Raw genomic sequence first — 19722 nt, forward strand, 5'->3', positions numbered from 1 at the left:
AATGAAATTATAAAAAAATAAAATAAAAAAAGAAAGACAATGTACCAACCACCAGCCCTGTTTTTATATTTGTATTTTTTTACCCTTTGTGTTAATATTGTGATCCAGATGAAAAAAATTTTTAAACTAATTTTAGCAGCTTTTATTTTTAATCAAATCCAAGCTCCTAATGAGTTAATACAAAATGAAACGACACAAAACCAAAGACAAGAATCTAACGAAGCATCTCAAACACAAGAGCTTAACGAATCGACACAAGAACAATCATCGAATGAAGCGAGTCAAAGGAATAACAATTTTATACGTGATATTATTGTAATACAAAAAGAAGGAGGCCTCTTTTGGAGCCCCCCATCTTTTTTTGATAAAAAAAACAAAATACAAAACCACCCCATTAAAACACAATCTTTTGTTTTTTCGCTCTCAATAGACCAATCTGAAGAAGAATACGAAGAATTTTTTTCAACAAACAACAAAAAAAATGAAAAACTTTTTAAGCTGTTGGCTGAAATAATTCTTAAAATAATAAAAGATTTTGAAGAAGAGCTTGAAAATGCCGCACAAGATACAAACTTTTCTTTTTTTAGGCTTTTATTGAAACAAGAAAAACACGGATCAATTACAGTTGAAACGATATATGAATTCCCCCCAACAAAACAAGAAGAAGAGTTAAAAACACTAAAAAAAAGAGTTTTAAGAATTCAAAACAAAATATCTAATAAACTCACACCCCAACAGAATAACACCTCAAACAACCTATAAAAATAATGAAAAATGCATTCAGTTTCAAAGCAGAAATAGAGAATCAAAGCTTCATTAAGCTTTCCTGCTTATCTTTTATTAATCGATCAACCTCTTTATTAAAATTCTCCATATGAGGCATAAGTTGCTTTTCAATTTTAACTTGCTCTTCTTTTGTTTTAGCCTTGTTATCTTTTAAATAATTATGCCTTATGTCTCTACCACTTAATTTAGATTTATTGCCATATTCCACAACTAATTTTGATAGTTCTTCTCTTCTTTTTGTTGTTACAGGAGGAAAAGTAACCAAAACTTCATGTCCTTGCTTACCAGTATTAACGCCTAAACCAGAGTTTGCAATGCTTTTTTCAATAATAGCTAAATCTTCGTGCATAAAAGGTTTTACCAACAAATTACTTGAATTTTGTACGCGTACTGATGCAACTTCTAAAACACAGTTTTTTCTTCCGTCCTCATAACAAACAAAAACATTTTTAAGCATTTTTTCAGATACTTGTCCAGCTTGAACTCCATTCAAATCTTCCTTTAAAACAAACAAGGTTGATTTTAATTTTTCTTCTAATTCTTGAATTTCCATGTGATAGATTATATCACGAAAAACTTTTAAATTTTAGGCTTAAAAGGTTAGTTTAACATTTGTTTTTTTCTTGTTATCATTAAAAATAATATGAAGCGTAGAGATAAACACCAATGGATGAAAGATAGAATGAAGGATCCTTTTTTTTTAAAAGCAAAAAAAGAAGGATACAGAGCTAGATCTGCCTACAAATTAATTGAAATTCAAGAAAAGTTTAATATCATACCTAAAACAGGAAACGTTTTAGATCTTGGGTGCGCACCTGGTGCATGGATACAAGTTTTACAAAAATTTTCAAAAGCAAGCTTATTTGGAATCGATCTACTAGAAATAGCCCCTATTTCGAATTTAAATTTTTTAAAAGGAGATATTTTCTCAGAAGAAGCGAATAATTTTTTGCAAAACAAAAAGTTCAATTTAATTTTAAGTGATATAGCGCCAAACTGTTGTGGAAACAAAAGACAAGATCATTTAAAAATAATGGCATTAGCAGATAGAGTGTTAGAATTTGTGTTAAATTATTTAGAAGAGTCTGGAAATTTCTGTATAAAAATTTTCGATGGAAGCGATGTAACGGAATACATTGCAAGTACAAGAACTTTTTTCAAGTCAGTTAAATTTTTCAAACCAAAATCCAGCTCAAAAGAAAGCAATGAGTTCTATCTTGTTTGTTCAAATTTTATCAAAACAACAAAAACGGATTAAACAGAAGTAACAACCATTGCAGGTAAAATTACTTTTTCTCCTATTTTGTACCCAGTTTTAATAATCTCAAGAATTTTACCTTCTTCTAAATCACTAGGCTTTGATGTAATAGCTTGATGTTGATCTGAATTAAAATCATCACCTTCTTTTGGGAAAATTTCTTCAACACCGTGCCTATTTAAGATTTTTTTCGTGTTTTTAATAATTAAACTAATTCCTTCTTTAGAGTCATCAGAAGATACTTCATAAGCTTTTGTTAAATCATCCAAAAGAGGAACTAAATCCACAAGTAAATTAGAAATTTTTGAATTTATCAAATTCACTGCATCTATTTGAACCCTTTTCATTTTATTTTCATAATCTGCAATTATTCTCAAAAACTTATCTCTTTCAACATCAAAATCCTTTTTTAAAGATTCAATTTGATTATCATCATTCGAAACGTTAAGTGGAGAAATGGTCTCTAAGTTTTCATTTATATTTGATTCGCTCATACTTATATTATAAATTAAATATCTAATCCATTCAACTATACATAATTTAAAACTAAATTGTATAGGTTAATTATTGTGTTTTATTGTGTTTATAAATATAATTTAAAAATGGCCAGATGGCAGAGTGGTTATGCAGAGGACTGCAAATCCTTGGATATCGGTTCAATTCCGGTTCTGGCCTCAGTATTTTTGAGAATTTTATGTTAGTTAATAAACGTGTAAGCCTTTTTAAGTTTTTTTATAATCATTGTGTAAAAAATTACACAAACACTTTGTTTTTAGTGTCATTTGCAGCTTGCTATTGGGCAGTTGATATTCAATTTCGTAATTGGATTTTCAAAGAGGTTCTTGAAAAATTTGAAACAGTACCAAGAGAATCAGCAGTTGTATCAATGCTGCCATGGATTTATATGTTTTTTTTATCAATGATAATTCGTTTTTTCATTTTCAGGTTTTCAAGCTATATAAGAATATATTATATGCCAAAAATGAAAATAAACGTTATGAACTTTTTAATGAAAGAAGTTTTATTAAAGTCAAACGTTTTACTAAAAAAAGAGTTAGACGTGATATCTAATCAAATTCAAGAAATTTTAAAAAATTTAGAGCTAATGGTTGAGGTTGTTTTCATTGAATTTGCAGCCCACTTTATTCTTTTAATTTCACCTTATTATATGTTCATGGGAAATTATTTTTTACTTTATGGAATTTCTATGTTATACACAGCCTTCTTTTTTGTTTCATATATTGGATATCATAAAGGAGTCAAGTTAAACGCCTCAGTAATTTCATTTGATATGATTTTATTTAGCAGATTTAACGATGTTTTTTCAAATCTTTTTAATGTAAAACTATTGAACACAACAAAACATGAAGAAACAAAATTGAAAACATACTTAGATCAATTTACAAATATTTCTATAAAAAAAGATTTTTGGTCTTTAATCATTAATGGATTGTTAAGCTGTATTTTCGTTGCATATCATTGTTTTTGCATAGTGTATTTAATCTGGCAATATCAAATAGGTGAAATTTCAAAAGCCTACTTTCCTTATGTTATAAGTAACAATAAAGAAATAACAGAATCTTTATGGGAAGTTGTTGAAAAATGCATAGAGCTATCAGAAGCCGTTGGTAAAACTAAAGAATCGCTTGAAAGAGTTTTTAGAGATACAGAAAACATAGAAGAAAAAGCCAAAAATTTTAAATTAACCTCTCACAGTATATCAATTGAAAATATTCATTTTACATATCCAGGATCTAAAACGGCTTTGTTTGAAAATTTATCAATAAACATAAAAGATGGAGATAAAATAGGAATAGTAGGATATTCAGGAAGCGGAAAATCATCCCTAGCAAGTTTGCTGTTAAATTTAATACCAGTACAATCAGGATTTATTAAAATCGGTGGATATGATATAAACCTATTTTCTCATGAATATTTATATTCATTAATTACATATATGAACCAAGATCTTTGTTTGTTCAACAGAACAGTGAAAGAAAACATAACATATAGCAAATTAAATGCAACAGAAGAAGAAATAGTTGAAGCGGCCAAAATGGCTAATATCCACGATTTTATAATGCAACTACCAAATGGATATGATACATTAATTGAATACCAAGGAAAAGAATTCTCTTATGGACAAAAACAAAGAATGTTAATTGCAAGAGCTTTTTTAAGAGATACTCCAATTTTAATATTAGACGAAGTAACGTCTTCATTAGACACAAAATCAGAAAAAATGGTAATGGAATCTTTGCATAAACTAATGAAAAACAAAACAGTAATAATAATTGCACACAAAATCAAAACTTTATTAAAAATGGATTATATATTAACAATGAACAAAGGTGAAATTGTTGAATCAGGAACACACGAAGAGCTAACAAAGAAAAAAGGATTGTACTTCGAGCTTTGCAACACTTAGCAATCCAAGGTGAACAAGAAAAAACAGTTTTTAAACAACTTCAAATGAAACTCATTTAATAGAATATAAAAACAAATTAATTTTATGAAAAGTTACTAAAAAATTTTAAAATCCAATTTAATAAATAAAATACTTACAAAAATAATAAAACAAAACAAATAAAATGACTGTAAACAAAGAAAAACAAAACTTAATAGACAAAAGCAAAACAATTAATATAATGCCCAATAAACTTAGCAAAAAATCAAAAACACTATTTGATTTAAAATACAAAACATTAGCACACATAGCAAAAATAATAAGAGAAATATTAACACAAAAATCAGCTATCAATTCAAATTGAGTGTTTTTATCAAAAAAACTAACAGACCAAAAACCTATCAAGGTTAAAATAGAAGATCCCCATAACCCCCAAAAAGAACTATCGCTTCTTGTTTCTTTTAAAAAAAACGAAGGAAAAACTCCAGATTTAGCGAAGCTTAAAGCAATTTTACTTGATGTTGCAAACCAACCATATAAAGAAGCTAAACTTGTGAAAGCAATAAGATATCTAACATAATTTGATAAAAAAGAAAGTTTTGAATGATTAATTAAAGCAACTAATGGTATATCTTTACCCTCAGTTAAAACAGAAAAAGGAACGATGCCAACAATTAAAAAACAACTTGAAATATATAAAATAAAACAGGCTAAAATACCAATTAATAAACCATTTTGAGCTTCTTTTCCATTACCAAACACTCCAGCAGTTTCTATTCCCATAAAAGACCAAAAAGAGAGCACTCCAATTTGAAAAACATCGGAAATTCCGCCTTTTGCAACAGGAACAGAAATTTTATTATAAGAACTAAAAAAAACTAAAATTGGAATTAAAAAGAGAAGTAAAAACTTCAAGAAAGATAAAACCCCTTCTATTTTATCCACGTCTTCAGCATAAAAAAAATGATTGCTTATTGATAAAAAAAAGATTAAAGCTACAACAAAAACGAGCATTTCTCGATAATTTGCAAAATTAAAAACAGAAACAATAACTGAAAAAACTATTATGTTTCCAACTATTATTCCCAACCAATATAATATTGCCACTGTTTGTTTTATATTCATATCTTCAAAAAAATCACTTAAATCTTTAGAATTAGGATATAAAACGTATAATTTTCCAAAAATCAATGCAAAGATAAAAGCAATGGAAGCTCCTATTATCCAACTCCAAATTAGGTTGTGCCCTAAATGAGCAACCGCTGCTGGCATCATGAAAAAACCCGCCCCAATTAAATTCCCCATAACAAACGAGGCAACTGTTAGGGTTTTTCTTAAACTTTTCATAGCTTTTTTATTAGCAATAAATCAAAAATTTTTCAAGTTTTTCACTCAAAAAATGATCAAAAAACGCTTAAAAACATACAAAAAACATTAAAAAACACATCAAAAAGTGGTTAAAATTTATTAATAATAATTCAAATCAAACAGTAAAAGCTATTTAAGGTTTGAGAAGTTTGATGTATGAATGTATGTTTATGATTATCATGAATATTAAAACACTTTTATATTTTGGAGTGCTCGGCATAAGTTTTAACGCAGCTAAAACTGTAACGGAAGAAGACATAGGAAGAATTCTAATGGAACCGTTTTTTAAAGAAGATCCTCTTTTGTTTGATATATCTAGAGTTTTATATCAGCTTAAAAAACATTCATCAGAGGACTTAACGTCGCTTCAAGCTCAAGAAGAAGGAATGCTCCCCTGTGGAAACAGAAGGCTCAATTGCACCTGAAGATCAAGAAGAATGTGATGATTCTATTCAAGAAATATTAAAAAAAATAAAAAACGTGGATCGAAAAACATTTCTTATTGTGTTTGACATACTAAAAAATTTAGATCTTTCTAATTTATTTTCAAATGAACTATTGTTCAATGGCTCTGAATCTTTAAAAAAATACTTAAAAGGGAATGTTGCTTACGGTGTTTCTTTCTTTAAGGAGGGGCTAAATCGAAATATATCCACAGAAACATCAGCAACCATTTTATCCTTAATTAAAACAGTTTTACCATTCGAAGAACAAATGCTGTTAAATATCTTAGAAAAATATATAACATATATAAATAGTACCGCCGAAAAAATTCGTAAAGGAATAACAGAAGAAGAGGAAAATCTGATAAAAACAAGGTGTCTTACCAACGAAAAGGTATTAGACATACTTAAAAATAAAAACATTCAGCTTGTTTATGAAGATTGGAAAAACAAAACAAAAAGTCCATTTGCTAGTTTTTTAAGTTTGATTGAGCCTGAAAAATTACATTTTGCTTTTACTAAAACCACTTTAGTTGAAGAGTTTATTTTATTAAAATATCACAAAATGAGATGCATCAAATAAAGAGGCAAAAAAACCAAGAAAAAGAACAAAAACAAGAAAGACAACTCCTAGCAGATTTAATTAATCAAATTAATAAATTTAACAGTCTTGAGGTTGAAACAGAAAATCAAGGAAACGAACAACAAGCATTTAACGAAGAACTTTTGAATTGCTTGGCAAAAAATCCTGATCTAATAAACGCTGCTATTAAAGAACAAAATAGCAGCACCCCCACCCCAAAAAAAAAGTAACACAAAGCTAATTGTTGGTGGCTCTATTGCAGCCTTAGTTGTTTTAGGCGCTATTGCTTATTATTTTTATTACACAAAAATTCTTATATAGAAATATAAACATGTTTTTAAAGAAGCCTTTTTTTATTTAATTTTATTAAGGAGTAAAAAATTATTTTCAAAAAAACAACCGGCTTTATTGAAAAAGCCCCAATTTAAAAAGTATAAAAACTTGTGAATAATTGTAAATATTTTTATACGCGTATAGCTTTTAAGACCCCTCAAAAAAACCTGAACATAAATGTTCATTCAAAATGAGCTATGTTTTTTTTCCTATCATACATTCTTTCTAATTTAGTAAATTTGTTACTGCCAATGTTATAAAAAATAATATGATTGAAATAATCGAATATTTTACAGACATCGACAATAAAAAAACTAAAAACAAAACACCAAATGCGCTTAATAATTTTTCAAAAATTGATTCTGTTTTTAAAAACAAAACCATTGCACATAAACAAAATATAGATAAGGTTATGTTAACACAAAAATCTGCTATTATATTGAATTGAACATCAACATTAAAACTTCCAACAAAAAAATATATTAAATACGTTATTATTGACGATGACCATAATCCTATCAAAGAATTGTTGCTTTTTGTTGGGATTAAAAAAACTTTTGAAAATAAATTCTCTTTTGCATAACTTAATGACATTTTGCTTGTTGCTGCCACCCATCCATATAATGCTCCAAAACATGTAAATGAAATTAAAAGCGACACGTATTTTGATAAATATGGATAGTTCGAAAATTTAACCAAATAAACTAATGGTATTTCTTTAGATGATTGTAATGTTTCTAATGGAACTGATCCAACTATTAAAAAACAACTTAAAACATAAAGTATAAAACACGATATAATACCTATTAACAATCCATTTCTTGCTGCTTTTCCTTTTCCAAAAACTCCTGCTGTTTCTATTCCTAAAAACGACCAAAATGACATTGCTCCTATTTTTGCAATATCTGAAAAATTACCTTGCGCTGCTGGTAACGTCACTTTTGATGGATTCGAAATAAAAATAAATAATGGTAAAAAAATTAACAATGAAAATTTCATCATTGATAATAAAATTTCTATCACTTTCACAGCTTCATATGATAAATAATGATTTATTAATGTTAATATTAACATCACAAAAAAAGCCCCAATCAAAGATACTTTAAATGAGGATGGTTTTAAGGCCGCTAAAACCATTGTTAATAACACAACGTTTCCTACTATTGCCCCTATCCAATATAGTATTGCAACCGTTTGTTTTAGTGGGAAATTATCAAAATAATCAGCTAATGTTTCAGATTTTGGATAAAATTTGTATAAGCTTCCAAAAATTAACGCAAATGTTAATGCTACTGTTGCGCCCGCTGCCCAGCTCCAAATTAAATTTAAACCTAAATGAGCTACTGTTGCTGGCATCATGAAAAATCCAGCACCAATTAAATTGCCGACTATGAAAAACGCAACTGTCGATGTTTCTCCCATTCTAATTCTCCTGTTTTATTCTTTTAGTTTATTATTCAAAAATCGTAAAGAGCTTTCAAGAAAATTTTAATGTTTTTTTTATTTTATTATTACCGTAAAATTTTAATTATTTAATATATAAAGCCTCATGAATTTCACTGAGTAAGATCATCTTGATAAACACCTTCATCTTAATATTCGTCATAATCTTCATCATCCCAATTATTTTCTTCTGGTTGTGCTTCTTATTATTTTTTTTTGAGTAGACACCGTCTTTTCTGACTTGTTCTATTATATTAAGTTCATCTCGAGTTTTATTTATATACTTTGAATTTGTTTTAAAGAATGTACAAAACCCAAGATATTCAAGGTTATTAAAAGTTTTATAGAGCCTTAAAAAAAGTTCATCCTCTATTTTTTGTTTTGATTCTTTATCAGAGACTTCAAGATATAATTTTTGAATAAGAAAGCTTATTTCGGTAACGTCTTGCGCATAGGTTTCATATAAAAAAGTAAAGAGTTTCTCATGATCAAAATAAGAAGAAGCATCAAAAGAAAAAATGACATTTTAAAATTTTTCTGCTCTAAATTCTTCACTTAGCAATAAAAATAAAGCGAAAAGATCTTTGCCACTAAGTTCTTTACTTTTTTCAGAGATCAATAATCTTATTTGTTCTCCAACCACTAAAAACTTCCCTTTGTTTGCTTCACAAATGGCTCTTCTTCTTTTATTCTTTTGCTCCCATATAACGCTGATAAAGGAATTTAATAATAATATCGTCCTTCCACTCTTCAATGCTAAATTCTTGCAAACGATTTTTTTTCATTAGTTTATTTTTCGTCACCAGATCTTGCACTTGCTGAAGTTGCGGTATTAGTTTCTCATCATCAAACACCACAGGCCTAATCTGTTTTCAATATGTCAAGTTAATCTCAGGATAACAAGAATTAAGAACTGTTTCATCAATCCACAAAAAATAAAATAATTATTTTCAAAATCTTATGTGTTTGAATCTTGTTTTTGAATTTTTTAACTTTAACTTTTATTGACTGTTTCACTTCTTGACTTTTGTATGGAATAGAGAACATCTTCATATTCTGAAAGCTCTATTGTCTTGCACAATTCTTTAAATTCTTTTCTGGCGGCGTTATGTTCTTTTTTATCAAGCTCGTTGAAATTCGAAGTAATAAAGTTTAACTCTTTATTAAAAAATGTTTGTGGTTTTTTTTAAAAATGCTTGTTTAAACACTGCTCTTTGTTTGTTTTCATCAAACATTTGGACAGCAGAAATAATAAGTTTAAAATTTTGCTCATCAAATAATACTTCTGAATTTCTTAAAAATTTTTCAAAAAATAAATTCACAAAGTTAAGAGCTACTATCTCAGCTCTTCTTTTAGCAAGAGAAGCTGCGAACAAACATTTTGTTTCGATACGCTTATCTATATCAGCTATTTTTTTTGCAAAAGTAAATGTTTCTCCCAAATATTTTTTTTCTATCTCTTCTTTTTCTTTTAACAAATCTGTATTTAAAAGATTTTTATAATAGTCTTCGTAACTTTTATATAAAATAAAGCTTTTAAAAACTCTTCACAACTTGTGTTTTAGTTCATTAAGTTTTGCATTAAAAGTATTGTCTTTTTCTGACTCTTCATACGGAACGTAATAATAATAGTTTTGATAACTTTATCGTACAGCTAATACTTTTTGTTTATCAACAGATTTTTCAGACGTAGACCTAAGAAAGGACATGCATAAAAACAATTTCTTCATAATGACACTATGACACAAAAAACAAAAAAAACATTACATTTTATTAAATCATTTTTTAATTTTATCAAATAAAGTTAAAATATGCTTGTTATAAAACTTATCAAAAAAATTTTTTTTCTTAAATGTTTATTATTTTTTCAAACACAATCAGTTAAAACCAATCCTCACGAAATAGAATCTTCTAAAATTTCAGAAATTTCTATCACAGAAAGTTATATAAGCTCTCAAAAGAATCCAATTAATCAAATTAAAGAAAAAAAAGAAAGTAAATTTATAAACACACCTCAAATAAATAAAAATAAAAAAATTTTGCTCTTAAGTTTCGGTATAGGCTTTTTTGCTGTTGCTTTTATAATTTATTTTTTCAATAAAAGTAAAAAATAAATTTGCGATTTTCAAAAAAAACAACTAAAATTTGCAGATGGGAATTCCTATTCACAATAAATCAGACTTTGAAAAAATGAGGGTTATTGGAAGATATACTTATCAATTATTAAATGAACTTGAAAACATTATAAAACCTGGTATTTCTACTTTTGATATTGAACTTAAGGCTATTTCTTTCATTGAAAAATATAATTTAAAATCTGCCTGCCTTGGATATAAAGGATTCGGCAACATACCTTTCCCCGCTAATATTTGTACCTCTGTTAATCATGTCATTTGCCATGGCATACCTGATAAAGAACATGTTTTAATGGAAGGCGATATTGTTGGCGTGGATGTAACTATAATTAAAGATGGTTATTTTGGAGATAGCTGTAGAACATTTGCTGTTGGTAAAATTTCAGAAAAAGCTAAAAATTTGATTGAAACAACTAAAAAAGCAATGGATGTTGGTATTCAACAAGCATATCATGGTAATTTTCTTGGGAATATTGGTTATGAAATTCAACATTTTATTAACTCTTCGCCAATTAAGTATTCTATTGTTGAGGATTATTGTGGTCATGGAATTGGTACAAAGTTTCATCAAGAACCTCAAATTGAACATGTTGGACAAAAAAATTCTGGTATTAAAATGCAACAAGGCATGTTTTTTACTGTTGAGCCTATGATTAATTTAGGATCAAAAAAAACCAAGCTTTTAAAAGATAATTGGACCGTTATAACAAAAGATTACAGTTTATCTGCTCAATTTGAACACACCATAGCAATTGGAGAAAACGGAGTTGAAATTTTTACAAAAGATTAATGTTTAATTTTACTTAAAAATAAATAGATCTTTTTTTAATTAACAATAAAAAAAACATTTTGCATCTTTTGAAGCCTATGAAAAACACTTATAATTTCATCACAGCTCAAATTAGGAAAAACGCGGTCGGTTTCAAACAAGCTTGATATTAAACGAGTTAAAATATCGTTGCTATAGTAATACTTATCTAATATGGTCAAAAAATCAGAAAAAGTTAAGTTTTTTAAATCTGTTTTTTCTAAAAACGCCATGAATTCTTTTGTTTCATCATCAATTGAAATATCGATTTTTTCATCTAAATTTGTAGCTTCTTCGTTTGAGAGCGTCTGTAATTGTGATCCCATTGTGAGTACTGGTGTAGAATAAGCCGCGAGATCCATTTCATTCAAACCAGATATTAAACAATTATTCATTCCCCAAATTTTAGATTGCAGAAAAAACAACCTAACAATATTTCGAAATTTTTTACTCATAATTTACTGTAATATTTATCAAACATTCTTTCAAATATATAACTAACTGTGCTTTCTGGCACATTCTTTATAAAATAATAAAGTGTATTTATTTATTTAATAAATTTAAAACACTAGTTTTTATAACTTCAGGATCAACTTGCCCCTTAGTTTCTTTCATAATTTGCCCAACAAACCACATTAATAACGAAGTTTTTCCTTTTTTAAACCGGCTAACTTCATCTGGAGAATTATTTATAAGATTTTCTATTAAAAAGTTTATATCTATTGTGTCTTTTTGTAATAAATTGTTTTTTTCCACCAAAGAATTAAAATCTAAATCTTTTTCATCTAAAATTGATTTATCTAAAATTTCCTTAGCAACAACCCTAGTTATTTCATTAGATTCACACTTAAGAATAACTTTATATAAAATATCAAAGAAATTTTTCCTTCTGTTTAAAAAATCTTCCAATTCTATATCTGTTTTTGCTAATTTTCCAATTAACTCAGAACAAACCCAGTTCGAAGCTTTAACAACTAAATTTTCTGGCAATTGTTGAATTAATTGAGCAAAAAATTCATATCTTTCCATTGTTTCAGTAATAGTTCTAGATTGCTCTTCTGCTATACCTAATAATTGAAGCTCTTTCCTAATTGCTATTGGTAATTTAGGAAGCGAGTTTTTACAATCATCAATTTTAGATTGATCAATAAAAACAGGTAGTAAATCAGGGTCTGGAAAATACTCATAATCTAAAGCATCTTCCTTGTTTCTCATTGCCTTTGTTGTGTTGTTTGTTGGGTCAAACAATTTGGTTTCTTGAATAACTTTTTGCCCAGCTTTTAGTGTTTTTTCTTGCAAAGTCGCCTCAAATTGAACCGCTTTTCTAATGCTGCTAAATGAGTTTAAGTTTTTAATTTCAGCTCTAGTACCCAAAGGATCACCATCTTTTGCTAACGAAATATTAACATCTGCTCTCAAATTTCCCATTTCCATATCGCATTTACACGTTTTAATGCAAAGCAAAATAGCTCTAAGTTCTTTTAAAAACTCAACTACTTGATCTTCGTTATGAAAATCAGGCTCAGTAACAATTTCCATCAAAGGAACGCCCGCCCTATTTAAATCCACAAAAGTTTTACCATCTTTGTAAATACTTTTACCTGCATCTGTTTCAATGTGTAAGCGGTTAATTCTAACTCTTCCAAAAGAGCAATCCAAGTAACCATTTACGCCTATAGGCTTATAAAATTGCGTAATTTGATAGCCAAGAGGAAGATCCTGATAAAAATAATGTTTTCTATCAAAAATAGAAATTTGATTAATTTGCATGTTTAAAGCTAAAGAAGTTTTCATAGCCATATAAATTGCATTTTCATTGGGAACAGGCAAAGTACCTGGCAAACCTGCATCTAAAAAATCCACGTTTTCGTTTGGCTCAGAATGCTCATCAAATAAAGCTCTTGAAAAAAGCTTTGTTTCAGTATCAATTTGAGCGTGTATTTCAACACCTAAAGTTTTTTTATACATCATTCTAACCCTCCAAAATTAGCAATTTTTTCAATGTTTTTTGCAATTGCAATAACGTTATCTTCTCTTTCGCAATTAGCCAAAACTTGAATTCCAATAGGCAAGCCTTTTTGAGTTTTAAGATTATTAATTATTGTGTTTTCTTTAAAGTTTTCGTCTTTAATTAAACCAATTGGAACTTGAATAGCAGGCCCACCATACATATTAGCCAAAATTGTAAACAAATCCTCATAATACATCTCAACAGAAGATCTAGAATAATCATCAAGACCAAAAGCAACTCCAGGAGCGGTTGGTAAAAGAAATGCATCTATACTTTCAAAAATTTCAGCCATTTGCATTTTAATCTCTTGTCTTAACTTTAAAGCTTTACCTAAAAACACATCGTATTCATCGGCAGACAAAACAAACTTACCAATCAAAATTCTTCTAGCAACCTCTTGTCCAAATAACGATCTAGAATTTTTCAAAATTTCTTCAAAAGAATCACCTTGTTTGTGCCCAAATCTTAAACCATCATACCTAGCCAAATTAGAAGCCGCTTCAGCAGGAGCAATAATATAATAAAGCTTCAAAGCTGTGTCTAAAGAAGGCAATTCTATTTCTTTTATAATAGCCCCATTTTGTTTAAGTTCTTTAATAACACGCAAACATTGTTCTTTGTATTCTGGTAAAATTTTATCAAAAAGATCAGTTTGAACTCCAATTATTTTACCCTTAACATCATCAGAAATTTGAGAAAGCTTGGGAACTTCTTTATTTAACGAAGTGTTTTCACCAGCATCATATCCAGCAATAGCTTCAAAAATATGACAAGCATCTTGAACGTTTCTAGCAAAAATACCAGGATGATCTAAAGAAGAAGCAAAAGCAATAATTCCCCTTCTCGAACATCTACCATAAGTAGGTTTAAAACCAACCGTACCACAAAAAGAAGAAGGCTGACGAACAGAGCCACCAGTATCAGTACCAAGAGAACCTAAAGACATTTTTGCAGCAACAGCACTAGAAGAACCACCAGAAGAACCACCAGGAACCCTTAAAACGCCATCACTAATAATCCAAGGGTTAACAACAGGACCACAAGCACTAGTTCTAGAGCTAGACCCCATAGCAAATTCATCCAAGTTGTTTTTAAAGGGCATAATATAATTATTTTTTAAAAGATTAGAAGTAACAAAAGATTCATAAGGAGCAGTGAATTTTTCTAAAACCTTTGAAGCAGCCGTAGTTTTCGTACCATTAATTAAAAACATATCTTTAATAGAAATAGGAATTCCTTCCAAAATAGAAGATCTTTCTCCGCGAAAATTATTATCTAGCATTTCAGATTTTTTTTTTGCCTCATTCCAATATTCTGAAATATGCACATTTAAAAAAGAATATTTTTCAAATTGATCAAAATAAGCCTGAATCAGCTCTTTATATGAAAAATGTTTATGTAAAATACCCAAATTTATTTCTTCAATACTAAGATTTACTAACATCCGTGAATTTTAACATAAAAAAAAATTAAAATGAATAAAAGAAAAAAACAGAAGAATGCTTTTTTCAAAAAAAAGTATATAATTATAAATAAATATGATCTTAGAAACAAGAATAGTATGCCCAATCAGCTGGAAATATTTGTGCTTATTAAAAGAGTATCAAATTGAATTTAACCAAAGCGCAATAACATTAAAAGATGAAGTCTTAAACGATATCAAAACTCCAAAAATAGATCAAAAAGAAGCCGCCACCTTTTTCTTTTCAAACCTTGATTCTTTTGTGAATGTTGAAGATAGAGACCTACTCGGAACAACAATTGAACTAATAGAAGGATATTTTATAAATCAAATAATTTTACCAATAAGAAATGAAAGAATTATCCAACCATTAATATTCAGAGCCACACCAAACATAGAAAACCTAAATAAATTACAAAGTAAATCACATGAATTTTTAATAAAAACATCAAAAACATTGGAAAATAAAGAATGGATAAACAATAAAAATTTCAGTTATCTAGATATAAGCTTAGGTAGCGCAATAGCAACATTAGACTATTTAGGAGAAATTCAATGGAAAGAAAAAGCGTTAAATTTTTTGTATATATGGTATTTAAAAGTAAAGTCAAAACCATGTTTTGAGATTATATTAAAAGAAATTTGCCCAGGTTTAAAACCATTTGTATCCTTTAACAAACTAGATTTTTAAACCAAAAAAACCTTCATTAAAAATTTATTTGTTTTTATTAACATAAACGATATAACATTTAAAAATTAACTAAAAAAAACTTCAGCCACTTGTTCATCTTTTTTTTGATATATTTCAGCCTTGTAAAAAATCACATAATACTTTACACACTACAACATATTAGAGATCTAAAAATTAACAAAAAAATCTCCAAGCACCAACTCTAGCATTTGCCTTGTCCGAAACTTTTGTAGTTAATTTTTTAAAAATATCAGAAATATCGCAAAACTTATTAATAACTTCAGTTTGAATTTTAGAATAATCTTTATCTATCTTTTTAGTTATTTTTGTAAAGGTTAAAAGACTTTGGTTTAACCTCTTAAAAATTAAAGCAGCTTCTTTTTTTCCATGTTTTGATATGTTTTTAAAATCTTCACTACATTCTTTCAAGTTCATAGCTAACGTCTCAAGAGAATCGCCTATGTTTTTAATCTGCTGCTCTGTAAAACAGGAATTCATCTTCTTTAAAAAAATTTTAGTTTCTTGAATAACCTCTGGAGCGCTTTGCAAAATAGTATCAAAAGTACTAATCCTATAAGTTATGAAAGAGCCAGGTGCCATCTCAATAGAATTATTAGATGCCTCTTTATTTAAATCAATAGAAAAGAATCCAGAAAATCCTTTGAAACTTAAACTAGCAACATAATTAGAATAAACCGGAAAATTTTTCTTAAGTTTAACAGCAACTTTAATTAAATCAAAATTAGAATCGTCTATTGTAATTCCAGAAACCAAACCAACTTCAACTCCTTTATAAGTAACGGCGCTTCCTTCTTTCAAGCCATTAACAGAACAATCAAAATGTATATAATAAATTTTTTCTTGACGAAAGATAAGTTGATAACTAAAAAAACCAATAACACCTAAAGAAAAACAAAAAACACAAAAAAACACCATTTTTTGTTTAAAAGACAACTGACTAACCATTATACCTAAAAAAATTCCTCACAACCAGATTATCACTATTTTTCAAATTAGAAAACGTATCTGTAAAAAACCCCTCTTTTGTAATAATAGTAACCATATCAGAAATTTCTTCAACTCTTTCAAGATCATGACTAACCATTAGAACAGTCATATTTAAAGAATTTTTTAATTCTTTTATCAAAACATCATAAGCAAAAGCACTCTTTGAATCTAAACCAGAAGTAGGCTCATCTAAAAACAAAATTTCAGGAGATAAAATCAAAGCTCTCGCTAACGAAGCTCTTTTTTGCATTCCACCAGAACACTCACAAGGCAACTTATTAAAGTCATCCAAAGATAAAGAAACCTTTTCCATAAAACCAACAGCTATCATTTCAGCAATATCAATTGAAATATCATATTTCATACATAGAGGTAAGTATATATTAGCACCAACAGTTAAGTGGCTTAAAAGAGCTGAGTTTTGAAACTGAACAGCAATATTTTGATTTTGAACATTCCAAATTTTTTCGTTTTGATCAAAAATCTTTCCAGTATAATCAGACAACCCCAAAAAAACTCTCAAAAAACTGCTTTTTCCAACCCCAGAACCACCAATAATAGAATGAATGTGGCCTCTTTTCAAGACCCAATTAATATCTTTATACCTAAAATAATTTAAATCAACCGTCTCAATAACATTATCATCACATTTCAATTGCACACACACCTCACTTTAAAAACCAAAAATTAAATCTAAAGTAATATTTAAAAGAAAAGCAACTACTAAAGACATAACCACGCCATGATTCAACCCCTTAATAATATTATCAGAACTATTTTTAATTAAAGAAGATTCATAAGCAGAAACTAAACCAATACCTGCACCAATAATAATACCTTTAATCAAAGGGGTAATTAAATGTTTTAAATTATCAACAGAAGCGGTGCTTAAAACAAAAAGTAAATTAATTCCACAAAACAATTTAAAAACAAAAAAAGAACCTAAACAAGTAAAGAATATAGAAATATAAGCAAAAAAAGGAGTTAAAATAATTAAACTAAAAATTTTACTTTTAAAAATAAAAATTTCAGGATCAACCTTCATAAGCTTCAAAGCAGTCCACTCTTCAGAAACACGCATAAATCCAACTTGAGAAATTAAACTGGAAGAATACTTAGCAGAAAGAATAGTGCAAGAAACAAGAACGCCCGATTGTTTAAAAGAAGATAAAACAATAAACGACATGCCATTATCAACCAAACCATACTCAGCAAGTTGAATATAAGATTGATATCCAAAATTAACCCCCAAAAAAAAAGATAATAAAGCAATTATAAAAAAAGTTTCATAGCCCATAATATATAAATCAGATAATAGATTGTTATAAAAATACTTTTTTTGAAAATTAAATTTAAATTTTTTAAAAAAGATTCTACAAAAACCGAGAGAAGCAATAAAAAAATAAATTTGATCAAAAAAAGACTCAGAAGTGTTGTAACTATACTCAGGAATTTTTATATCAGAATTATAAGAATCTAAAAAAATTTTAGTATATTCGTCCAAAGAAGAACCAGAATAGTCAACAAAATCATAACTTTCTTCTTTCAAAGAAGCAGATAAAACATTAATGTTTTTTATGGAATAAATACCTTTTAAATATAAAACTTTCATTAAAAACCTTTATGCAGATAGTTTTTTTCTACCCTTACTTCTTCTATTAGCCAAAACATGACTAGAAATTTTAGATCTAATACGAAAACCGTGCCTTCTTTTTCTAACTAAATTGCTTGGTTGATATGTTCTTTTCATAGAGCAATTATATTTTTAAATTAGTAATTTTGCAAGGATCGATAAGACAAACAGACCCCAAACAAAGATAAAGAAATCAAAAAAAGAAGATATAAAACAATCAAAACAAAATTATGCATAAGATAAATAGCAACATAAGGAGTGGAGGAACCAATTAAAGCGGTCCCCAAACTGTAAGCAATAGAAACACCTTTGTACCTGTTTTTATTAGAAAATAATTTAAAAAAATAAGCATGACTAGGGCCAGCATACATAGCAAGAAAAACAATATTTAAACAATGCAAAACAGGATTACAAAACCATAAGGTTAAAGAAAGATTAATAAAAAGAAAAACACCAGGAATAACAATAAAAAGATATAATTTTTTAAAAAAATCACTAATAAAACCAAAAAACAAAGTTGCAAACATATAAATAAACAAATAAAGCTCAGAAAACTCTTTAGCAAACCCAATTTGCTTAAATTGAAAAAAAGACTTTATAAAAACAGTGTTAAAATAATATAAACTACTCATAGCAGCAGAAATCAATAAACAAGCTAAAAAATTTCTCCAAAAACAAGAATCGTTTTCTTGAACCTCACTACTATATTTTTCTTCAACATAAGGCAAACTTCTCAAAAAAAAACAAAAAATAACCAAAATAAAACTTAAAAAATAAGCATATCGCCAATTAAAAATATTAATTCTACATTCAACAAAAGTAACCAAAAAAGTACCAAACATAGAAAACAAATAAACCAAACCACTAGCTAAGCCATATTTTTGAAAAACATCAGTACTACTACTTTTCCAAGATTCAATCAAAGAAATAGCAACACCAGCATGTTCGCCAGAAATACTAATAACCTGCAAAATTCTAGCAATAATCAAACTAATAATAGCATAATTACCAATTGTTTTATGTTTAGGAGAAAAAACAATAATCAAACAAGCAAAGGCCATTAAACTCATAGACAATAAAAGAGCTGTTTTACGGCTATAAGTATCACCAATATAACCAAAAAACAAACTACCCAAAGGACGAAATAAAGCCGCCAAAAGCAAAATTAAAAAACCAATATTGTTTTCACCATGATAAAAAGAAGGCATAATAAGGCCTTGAACGAAAGGAAAAAGCATATAATTATAAGTTTCAAGAGAAGAACTAAGCAAAATACCAAGACCATAAATTGTGTTTACTTTCATACAAAGATTGTACAAATTTAACAAAACGAAACAAGCTAAAAAAGCTAAT

The 19722-nt window shown here is 28.0% G+C and carries 22 protein-coding genes and 1 tRNA gene; 10 read left to right on the forward strand and 13 right to left on the reverse strand.

Annotated features, from left to right (window positions below; all coding sequences use genetic code 11):
* Positions 1–108 precede the first annotated feature (108 nt).
* Entirely contained in the window at positions 109–762 is a 654-nt protein-coding gene (locus AAHM83_RS00580; protein ID WP_342262089.1) for a hypothetical protein, read from the forward strand.
* A gap of 43 nt (positions 763–805) precedes the next feature.
* Here the strand turns inward: AAHM83_RS00580 and AAHM83_RS00585 are convergent, their stop codons facing one another.
* Positions 806–1339 carry a ribosome-recycling factor gene (locus AAHM83_RS00585; protein WP_342262090.1) on the reverse strand — a complete coding sequence of 178 codons (534 nt, stop codon included), beginning with the start codon at positions 1337–1339 and terminating at the stop codon, positions 806–808.
* Positions 1340–1429: 90 nt separating this feature from the next.
* On the opposite strand from AAHM83_RS00585, the gene AAHM83_RS00590 reads away from it, so the two are divergent.
* The gene (locus AAHM83_RS00590; protein WP_342262091.1) at positions 1430–2044 is read left to right on the forward strand and encodes an RlmE family RNA methyltransferase; all 615 of its coding nucleotides are present in this window, start codon (positions 1430–1432) and stop codon (positions 2042–2044) included.
* Here AAHM83_RS00590 and grpE read toward each other — a convergent pair.
* Positions 2041–2538 (reverse strand): nucleotide exchange factor GrpE, encoded by a 498-nt coding sequence (gene grpE / locus AAHM83_RS00595; protein WP_342262092.1) that lies wholly within the window; start codon positions 2536–2538, stop codon positions 2041–2043. The genes AAHM83_RS00590 and grpE overlap by 4 nt on opposite strands.
* 110 nt (positions 2539–2648) lie before the next feature.
* Between grpE and AAHM83_RS00600 the strand changes: the two genes are divergently transcribed.
* Positions 2649–2719 (forward strand) — tRNA-Cys (locus AAHM83_RS00600).
* 19 nt (positions 2720–2738) lie between these two features.
* Positions 2739–4472 carry an ABC transporter ATP-binding protein gene (locus AAHM83_RS00605; protein ID WP_342262093.1) on the forward strand — a complete coding sequence of 578 codons (1734 nt, stop codon included), beginning with the start codon at positions 2739–2741 and terminating at the stop codon, positions 4470–4472.
* A gap of 117 nt (positions 4473–4589) precedes the next feature.
* Here the strand turns inward: AAHM83_RS00605 and AAHM83_RS00610 are convergent, their stop codons facing one another.
* On the reverse strand, positions 4590–5798 hold the full coding sequence (locus AAHM83_RS00610; RefSeq protein WP_342262094.1) for an amino acid permease: 1209 nt from the start codon (positions 5796–5798) through the stop codon (positions 4590–4592).
* A 200-nt stretch (positions 5799–5998) separates the two neighbouring features.
* Here AAHM83_RS00610 and AAHM83_RS00615 point away from each other — a divergent pair, with 200 nt between their 5' ends.
* The 3 genes from AAHM83_RS00615 to AAHM83_RS00625 are packed head-to-tail and all read left to right on the forward strand — an operon-like array spanning position 5999 to position 7075.
* Positions 5999–6244 carry a hypothetical protein gene (locus AAHM83_RS00615; protein ID WP_342262095.1) on the forward strand — a complete coding sequence of 82 codons (246 nt, stop codon included), beginning with the start codon at positions 5999–6001 and terminating at the stop codon, positions 6242–6244.
* On the forward strand, positions 6216–6845 hold the full coding sequence (locus AAHM83_RS00620; protein WP_342262096.1) for a hypothetical protein: 630 nt from the start codon (positions 6216–6218) through the stop codon (positions 6843–6845). The genes AAHM83_RS00615 and AAHM83_RS00620 overlap by 29 nt, the downstream gene beginning before the upstream one ends.
* Entirely contained in the window at positions 6833–7075 is a 243-nt protein-coding gene (locus AAHM83_RS00625) for a hypothetical protein (protein WP_342262097.1), read from the forward strand. The genes AAHM83_RS00620 and AAHM83_RS00625 overlap by 13 nt, the downstream gene beginning before the upstream one ends.
* A gap of 328 nt (positions 7076–7403) precedes the next feature.
* Here the strand turns inward: AAHM83_RS00625 and AAHM83_RS00630 are convergent, their stop codons facing one another.
* Positions 7404–8600, reverse strand: coding sequence for an APC family permease (locus tag AAHM83_RS00630; protein WP_342262098.1), 1197 nt, complete (start codon positions 8598–8600; stop codon positions 7404–7406).
* A 1184-nt stretch (positions 8601–9784) separates the two neighbouring features.
* On the reverse strand, positions 9785–10099 hold the full coding sequence (locus tag AAHM83_RS00635) for a hypothetical protein (protein WP_342262099.1): 315 nt from the start codon (positions 10097–10099) through the stop codon (positions 9785–9787).
* 333 nt (positions 10100–10432) lie between these two features.
* On the opposite strand from AAHM83_RS00635, the gene AAHM83_RS00640 reads away from it, so the two are divergent.
* On the forward strand, positions 10433–10735 hold the full coding sequence (locus tag AAHM83_RS00640) for a hypothetical protein (RefSeq protein WP_342262100.1): 303 nt from the start codon (positions 10433–10435) through the stop codon (positions 10733–10735).
* Positions 10736–10772: 37 nt separating this feature from the next.
* The gene (gene map / locus AAHM83_RS00645) at positions 10773–11546 is read left to right on the forward strand and encodes a type I methionyl aminopeptidase (RefSeq protein WP_342262101.1); all 774 of its coding nucleotides are present in this window, start codon (positions 10773–10775) and stop codon (positions 11544–11546) included.
* Between the two features lie 35 nt (positions 11547–11581).
* On the opposite strand, the gene AAHM83_RS00650 is transcribed toward map, so the two are convergent.
* From AAHM83_RS00650 to AAHM83_RS00660, 3 genes are all read right to left on the reverse strand, one after another.
* Positions 11582–12019 (reverse strand): hypothetical protein, encoded by a 438-nt coding sequence (locus AAHM83_RS00650; RefSeq protein ID WP_342262102.1) that lies wholly within the window; start codon positions 12017–12019, stop codon positions 11582–11584.
* A gap of 88 nt (positions 12020–12107) precedes the next feature.
* On the reverse strand, positions 12108–13535 hold the full coding sequence (gene gatB, locus AAHM83_RS00655) for an Asp-tRNA(Asn)/Glu-tRNA(Gln) amidotransferase subunit GatB (protein WP_342262103.1): 1428 nt from the start codon (positions 13533–13535) through the stop codon (positions 12108–12110).
* Positions 13532–15019, reverse strand: coding sequence for an amidase family protein (locus AAHM83_RS00660; RefSeq protein ID WP_342262104.1), 1488 nt, complete (start codon positions 15017–15019; stop codon positions 13532–13534). The genes gatB and AAHM83_RS00660 overlap by 4 nt, the downstream gene beginning before the upstream one ends.
* 94 nt (positions 15020–15113) lie before the next feature.
* On the opposite strand from AAHM83_RS00660, the gene AAHM83_RS00665 reads away from it, so the two are divergent.
* Positions 15114–15728, forward strand: coding sequence for a hypothetical protein (locus AAHM83_RS00665; RefSeq protein WP_342262105.1), 615 nt, complete (start codon positions 15114–15116; stop codon positions 15726–15728).
* Positions 15729–15902: 174 nt separating this feature from the next.
* Here the strand turns inward: AAHM83_RS00665 and AAHM83_RS00670 are convergent, their stop codons facing one another.
* The 5 genes from AAHM83_RS00670 to AAHM83_RS00690 are packed head-to-tail and all read right to left on the reverse strand — an operon-like array spanning position 15903 to position 19673.
* Positions 15903–16694 (reverse strand): MlaD family protein, encoded by a 792-nt coding sequence (locus AAHM83_RS00670; protein WP_342262106.1) that lies wholly within the window; start codon positions 16692–16694, stop codon positions 15903–15905.
* Positions 16687–17397 carry an ABC transporter ATP-binding protein gene (locus AAHM83_RS00675; RefSeq protein WP_342262107.1) on the reverse strand — a complete coding sequence of 237 codons (711 nt, stop codon included), beginning with the start codon at positions 17395–17397 and terminating at the stop codon, positions 16687–16689. The genes AAHM83_RS00670 and AAHM83_RS00675 overlap by 8 nt, the downstream gene beginning before the upstream one ends.
* Before the next feature lie 12 nt (positions 17398–17409).
* Positions 17410–18348, reverse strand: a complete 939-nt coding sequence (locus AAHM83_RS00680) for an ABC transporter permease (protein ID WP_342262108.1) — start codon at positions 18346–18348, stop codon at positions 17410–17412.
* Between the two features lie 9 nt (positions 18349–18357).
* Entirely contained in the window at positions 18358–18486 is a 129-nt protein-coding gene (gene rpmH, locus AAHM83_RS00685; protein ID WP_342262109.1) for a 50S ribosomal protein L34, read from the reverse strand.
* Between the two features lie 20 nt (positions 18487–18506).
* On the reverse strand, positions 18507–19673 hold the full coding sequence (locus AAHM83_RS00690; RefSeq protein ID WP_342262110.1) for an MFS transporter: 1167 nt from the start codon (positions 19671–19673) through the stop codon (positions 18507–18509).
* Positions 19674–19722 lie beyond the last annotated feature (49 nt).

Source organism: Alphaproteobacteria bacterium endosymbiont of Tiliacea citrago (genome assembly GCF_964031065.1).
Lineage (GTDB): Bacteria > Pseudomonadota > Alphaproteobacteria > CAJXXZ01 > DAHXLG01.

Bases quoted from the DNA above. Each gene is read 5' to 3' on its own strand.
- AAHM83_RS00680 (WP_342262108.1), bottom strand. From the start codon at position 18,348: ATGAAAGTTTTATATTTAAAAGGTATTTATTCCATAAAAAACATTAAT.
- AAHM83_RS00615 (WP_342262095.1), top strand. From the start codon at position 5,999: ATGAATATTAAAACACTTTTATATTTTGGAGTGCTCGGCATAAGTTTT.
- AAHM83_RS00610 (WP_342262094.1), bottom strand. From the start codon at position 5,798: ATGAAAAGTTTAAGAAAAACCCTAACAGTTGCCTCGTTTGTTATGGGG.
- rpmH (WP_342262109.1), bottom strand. From the start codon at position 18,486: ATGAAAAGAACATATCAACCAAGCAATTTAGTTAGAAAAAGAAGGCAC.
- AAHM83_RS00690 (WP_342262110.1), bottom strand. From the start codon at position 19,673: ATGAAAGTAAACACAATTTATGGTCTTGGTATTTTGCTTAGTTCTTCT.
- AAHM83_RS00590 (WP_342262091.1), top strand. From the start codon at position 1,430: ATGAAGCGTAGAGATAAACACCAATGGATGAAAGATAGAATGAAGGAT.
- AAHM83_RS00640 (WP_342262100.1), top strand. From the start codon at position 10,433: ATGCTTGTTATAAAACTTATCAAAAAAATTTTTTTTCTTAAATGTTTA.
- AAHM83_RS00670 (WP_342262106.1), bottom strand. From the start codon at position 16,694: ATGGTTAGTCAGTTGTCTTTTAAACAAAAAATGGTGTTTTTTTGTGTT.
- map (WP_342262101.1), top strand. From the start codon at position 10,773: ATGGGAATTCCTATTCACAATAAATCAGACTTTGAAAAAATGAGGGTT.
- AAHM83_RS00665 (WP_342262105.1), top strand. From the start codon at position 15,114: ATGATCTTAGAAACAAGAATAGTATGCCCAATCAGCTGGAAATATTTG.
- AAHM83_RS00660 (WP_342262104.1), bottom strand. From the start codon at position 15,019: ATGTTAGTAAATCTTAGTATTGAAGAAATAAATTTGGGTATTTTACAT.
- AAHM83_RS00625 (WP_342262097.1), top strand. From the start codon at position 6,833: ATGCATCAAATAAAGAGGCAAAAAAACCAAGAAAAAGAACAAAAACAA.
- grpE (WP_342262092.1), bottom strand. From the start codon at position 2,538: ATGAGCGAATCAAATATAAATGAAAACTTAGAGACCATTTCTCCACTT.
- AAHM83_RS00650 (WP_342262102.1), bottom strand. From the start codon at position 12,019: ATGAGTAAAAAATTTCGAAATATTGTTAGGTTGTTTTTTCTGCAATCT.
- AAHM83_RS00630 (WP_342262098.1), bottom strand. From the start codon at position 8,600: ATGGGAGAAACATCGACAGTTGCGTTTTTCATAGTCGGCAATTTAATT.
- gatB (WP_342262103.1), bottom strand. From the start codon at position 13,535: ATGATGTATAAAAAAACTTTAGGTGTTGAAATACACGCTCAAATTGAT.
- AAHM83_RS00580 (WP_342262089.1), top strand. From the start codon at position 109: ATGAAAAAAATTTTTAAACTAATTTTAGCAGCTTTTATTTTTAATCAA.
- AAHM83_RS00585 (WP_342262090.1), bottom strand. From the start codon at position 1,339: ATGGAAATTCAAGAATTAGAAGAAAAATTAAAATCAACCTTGTTTGTT.
- AAHM83_RS00605 (WP_342262093.1), top strand. From the start codon at position 2,739: ATGTTAGTTAATAAACGTGTAAGCCTTTTTAAGTTTTTTTATAATCAT.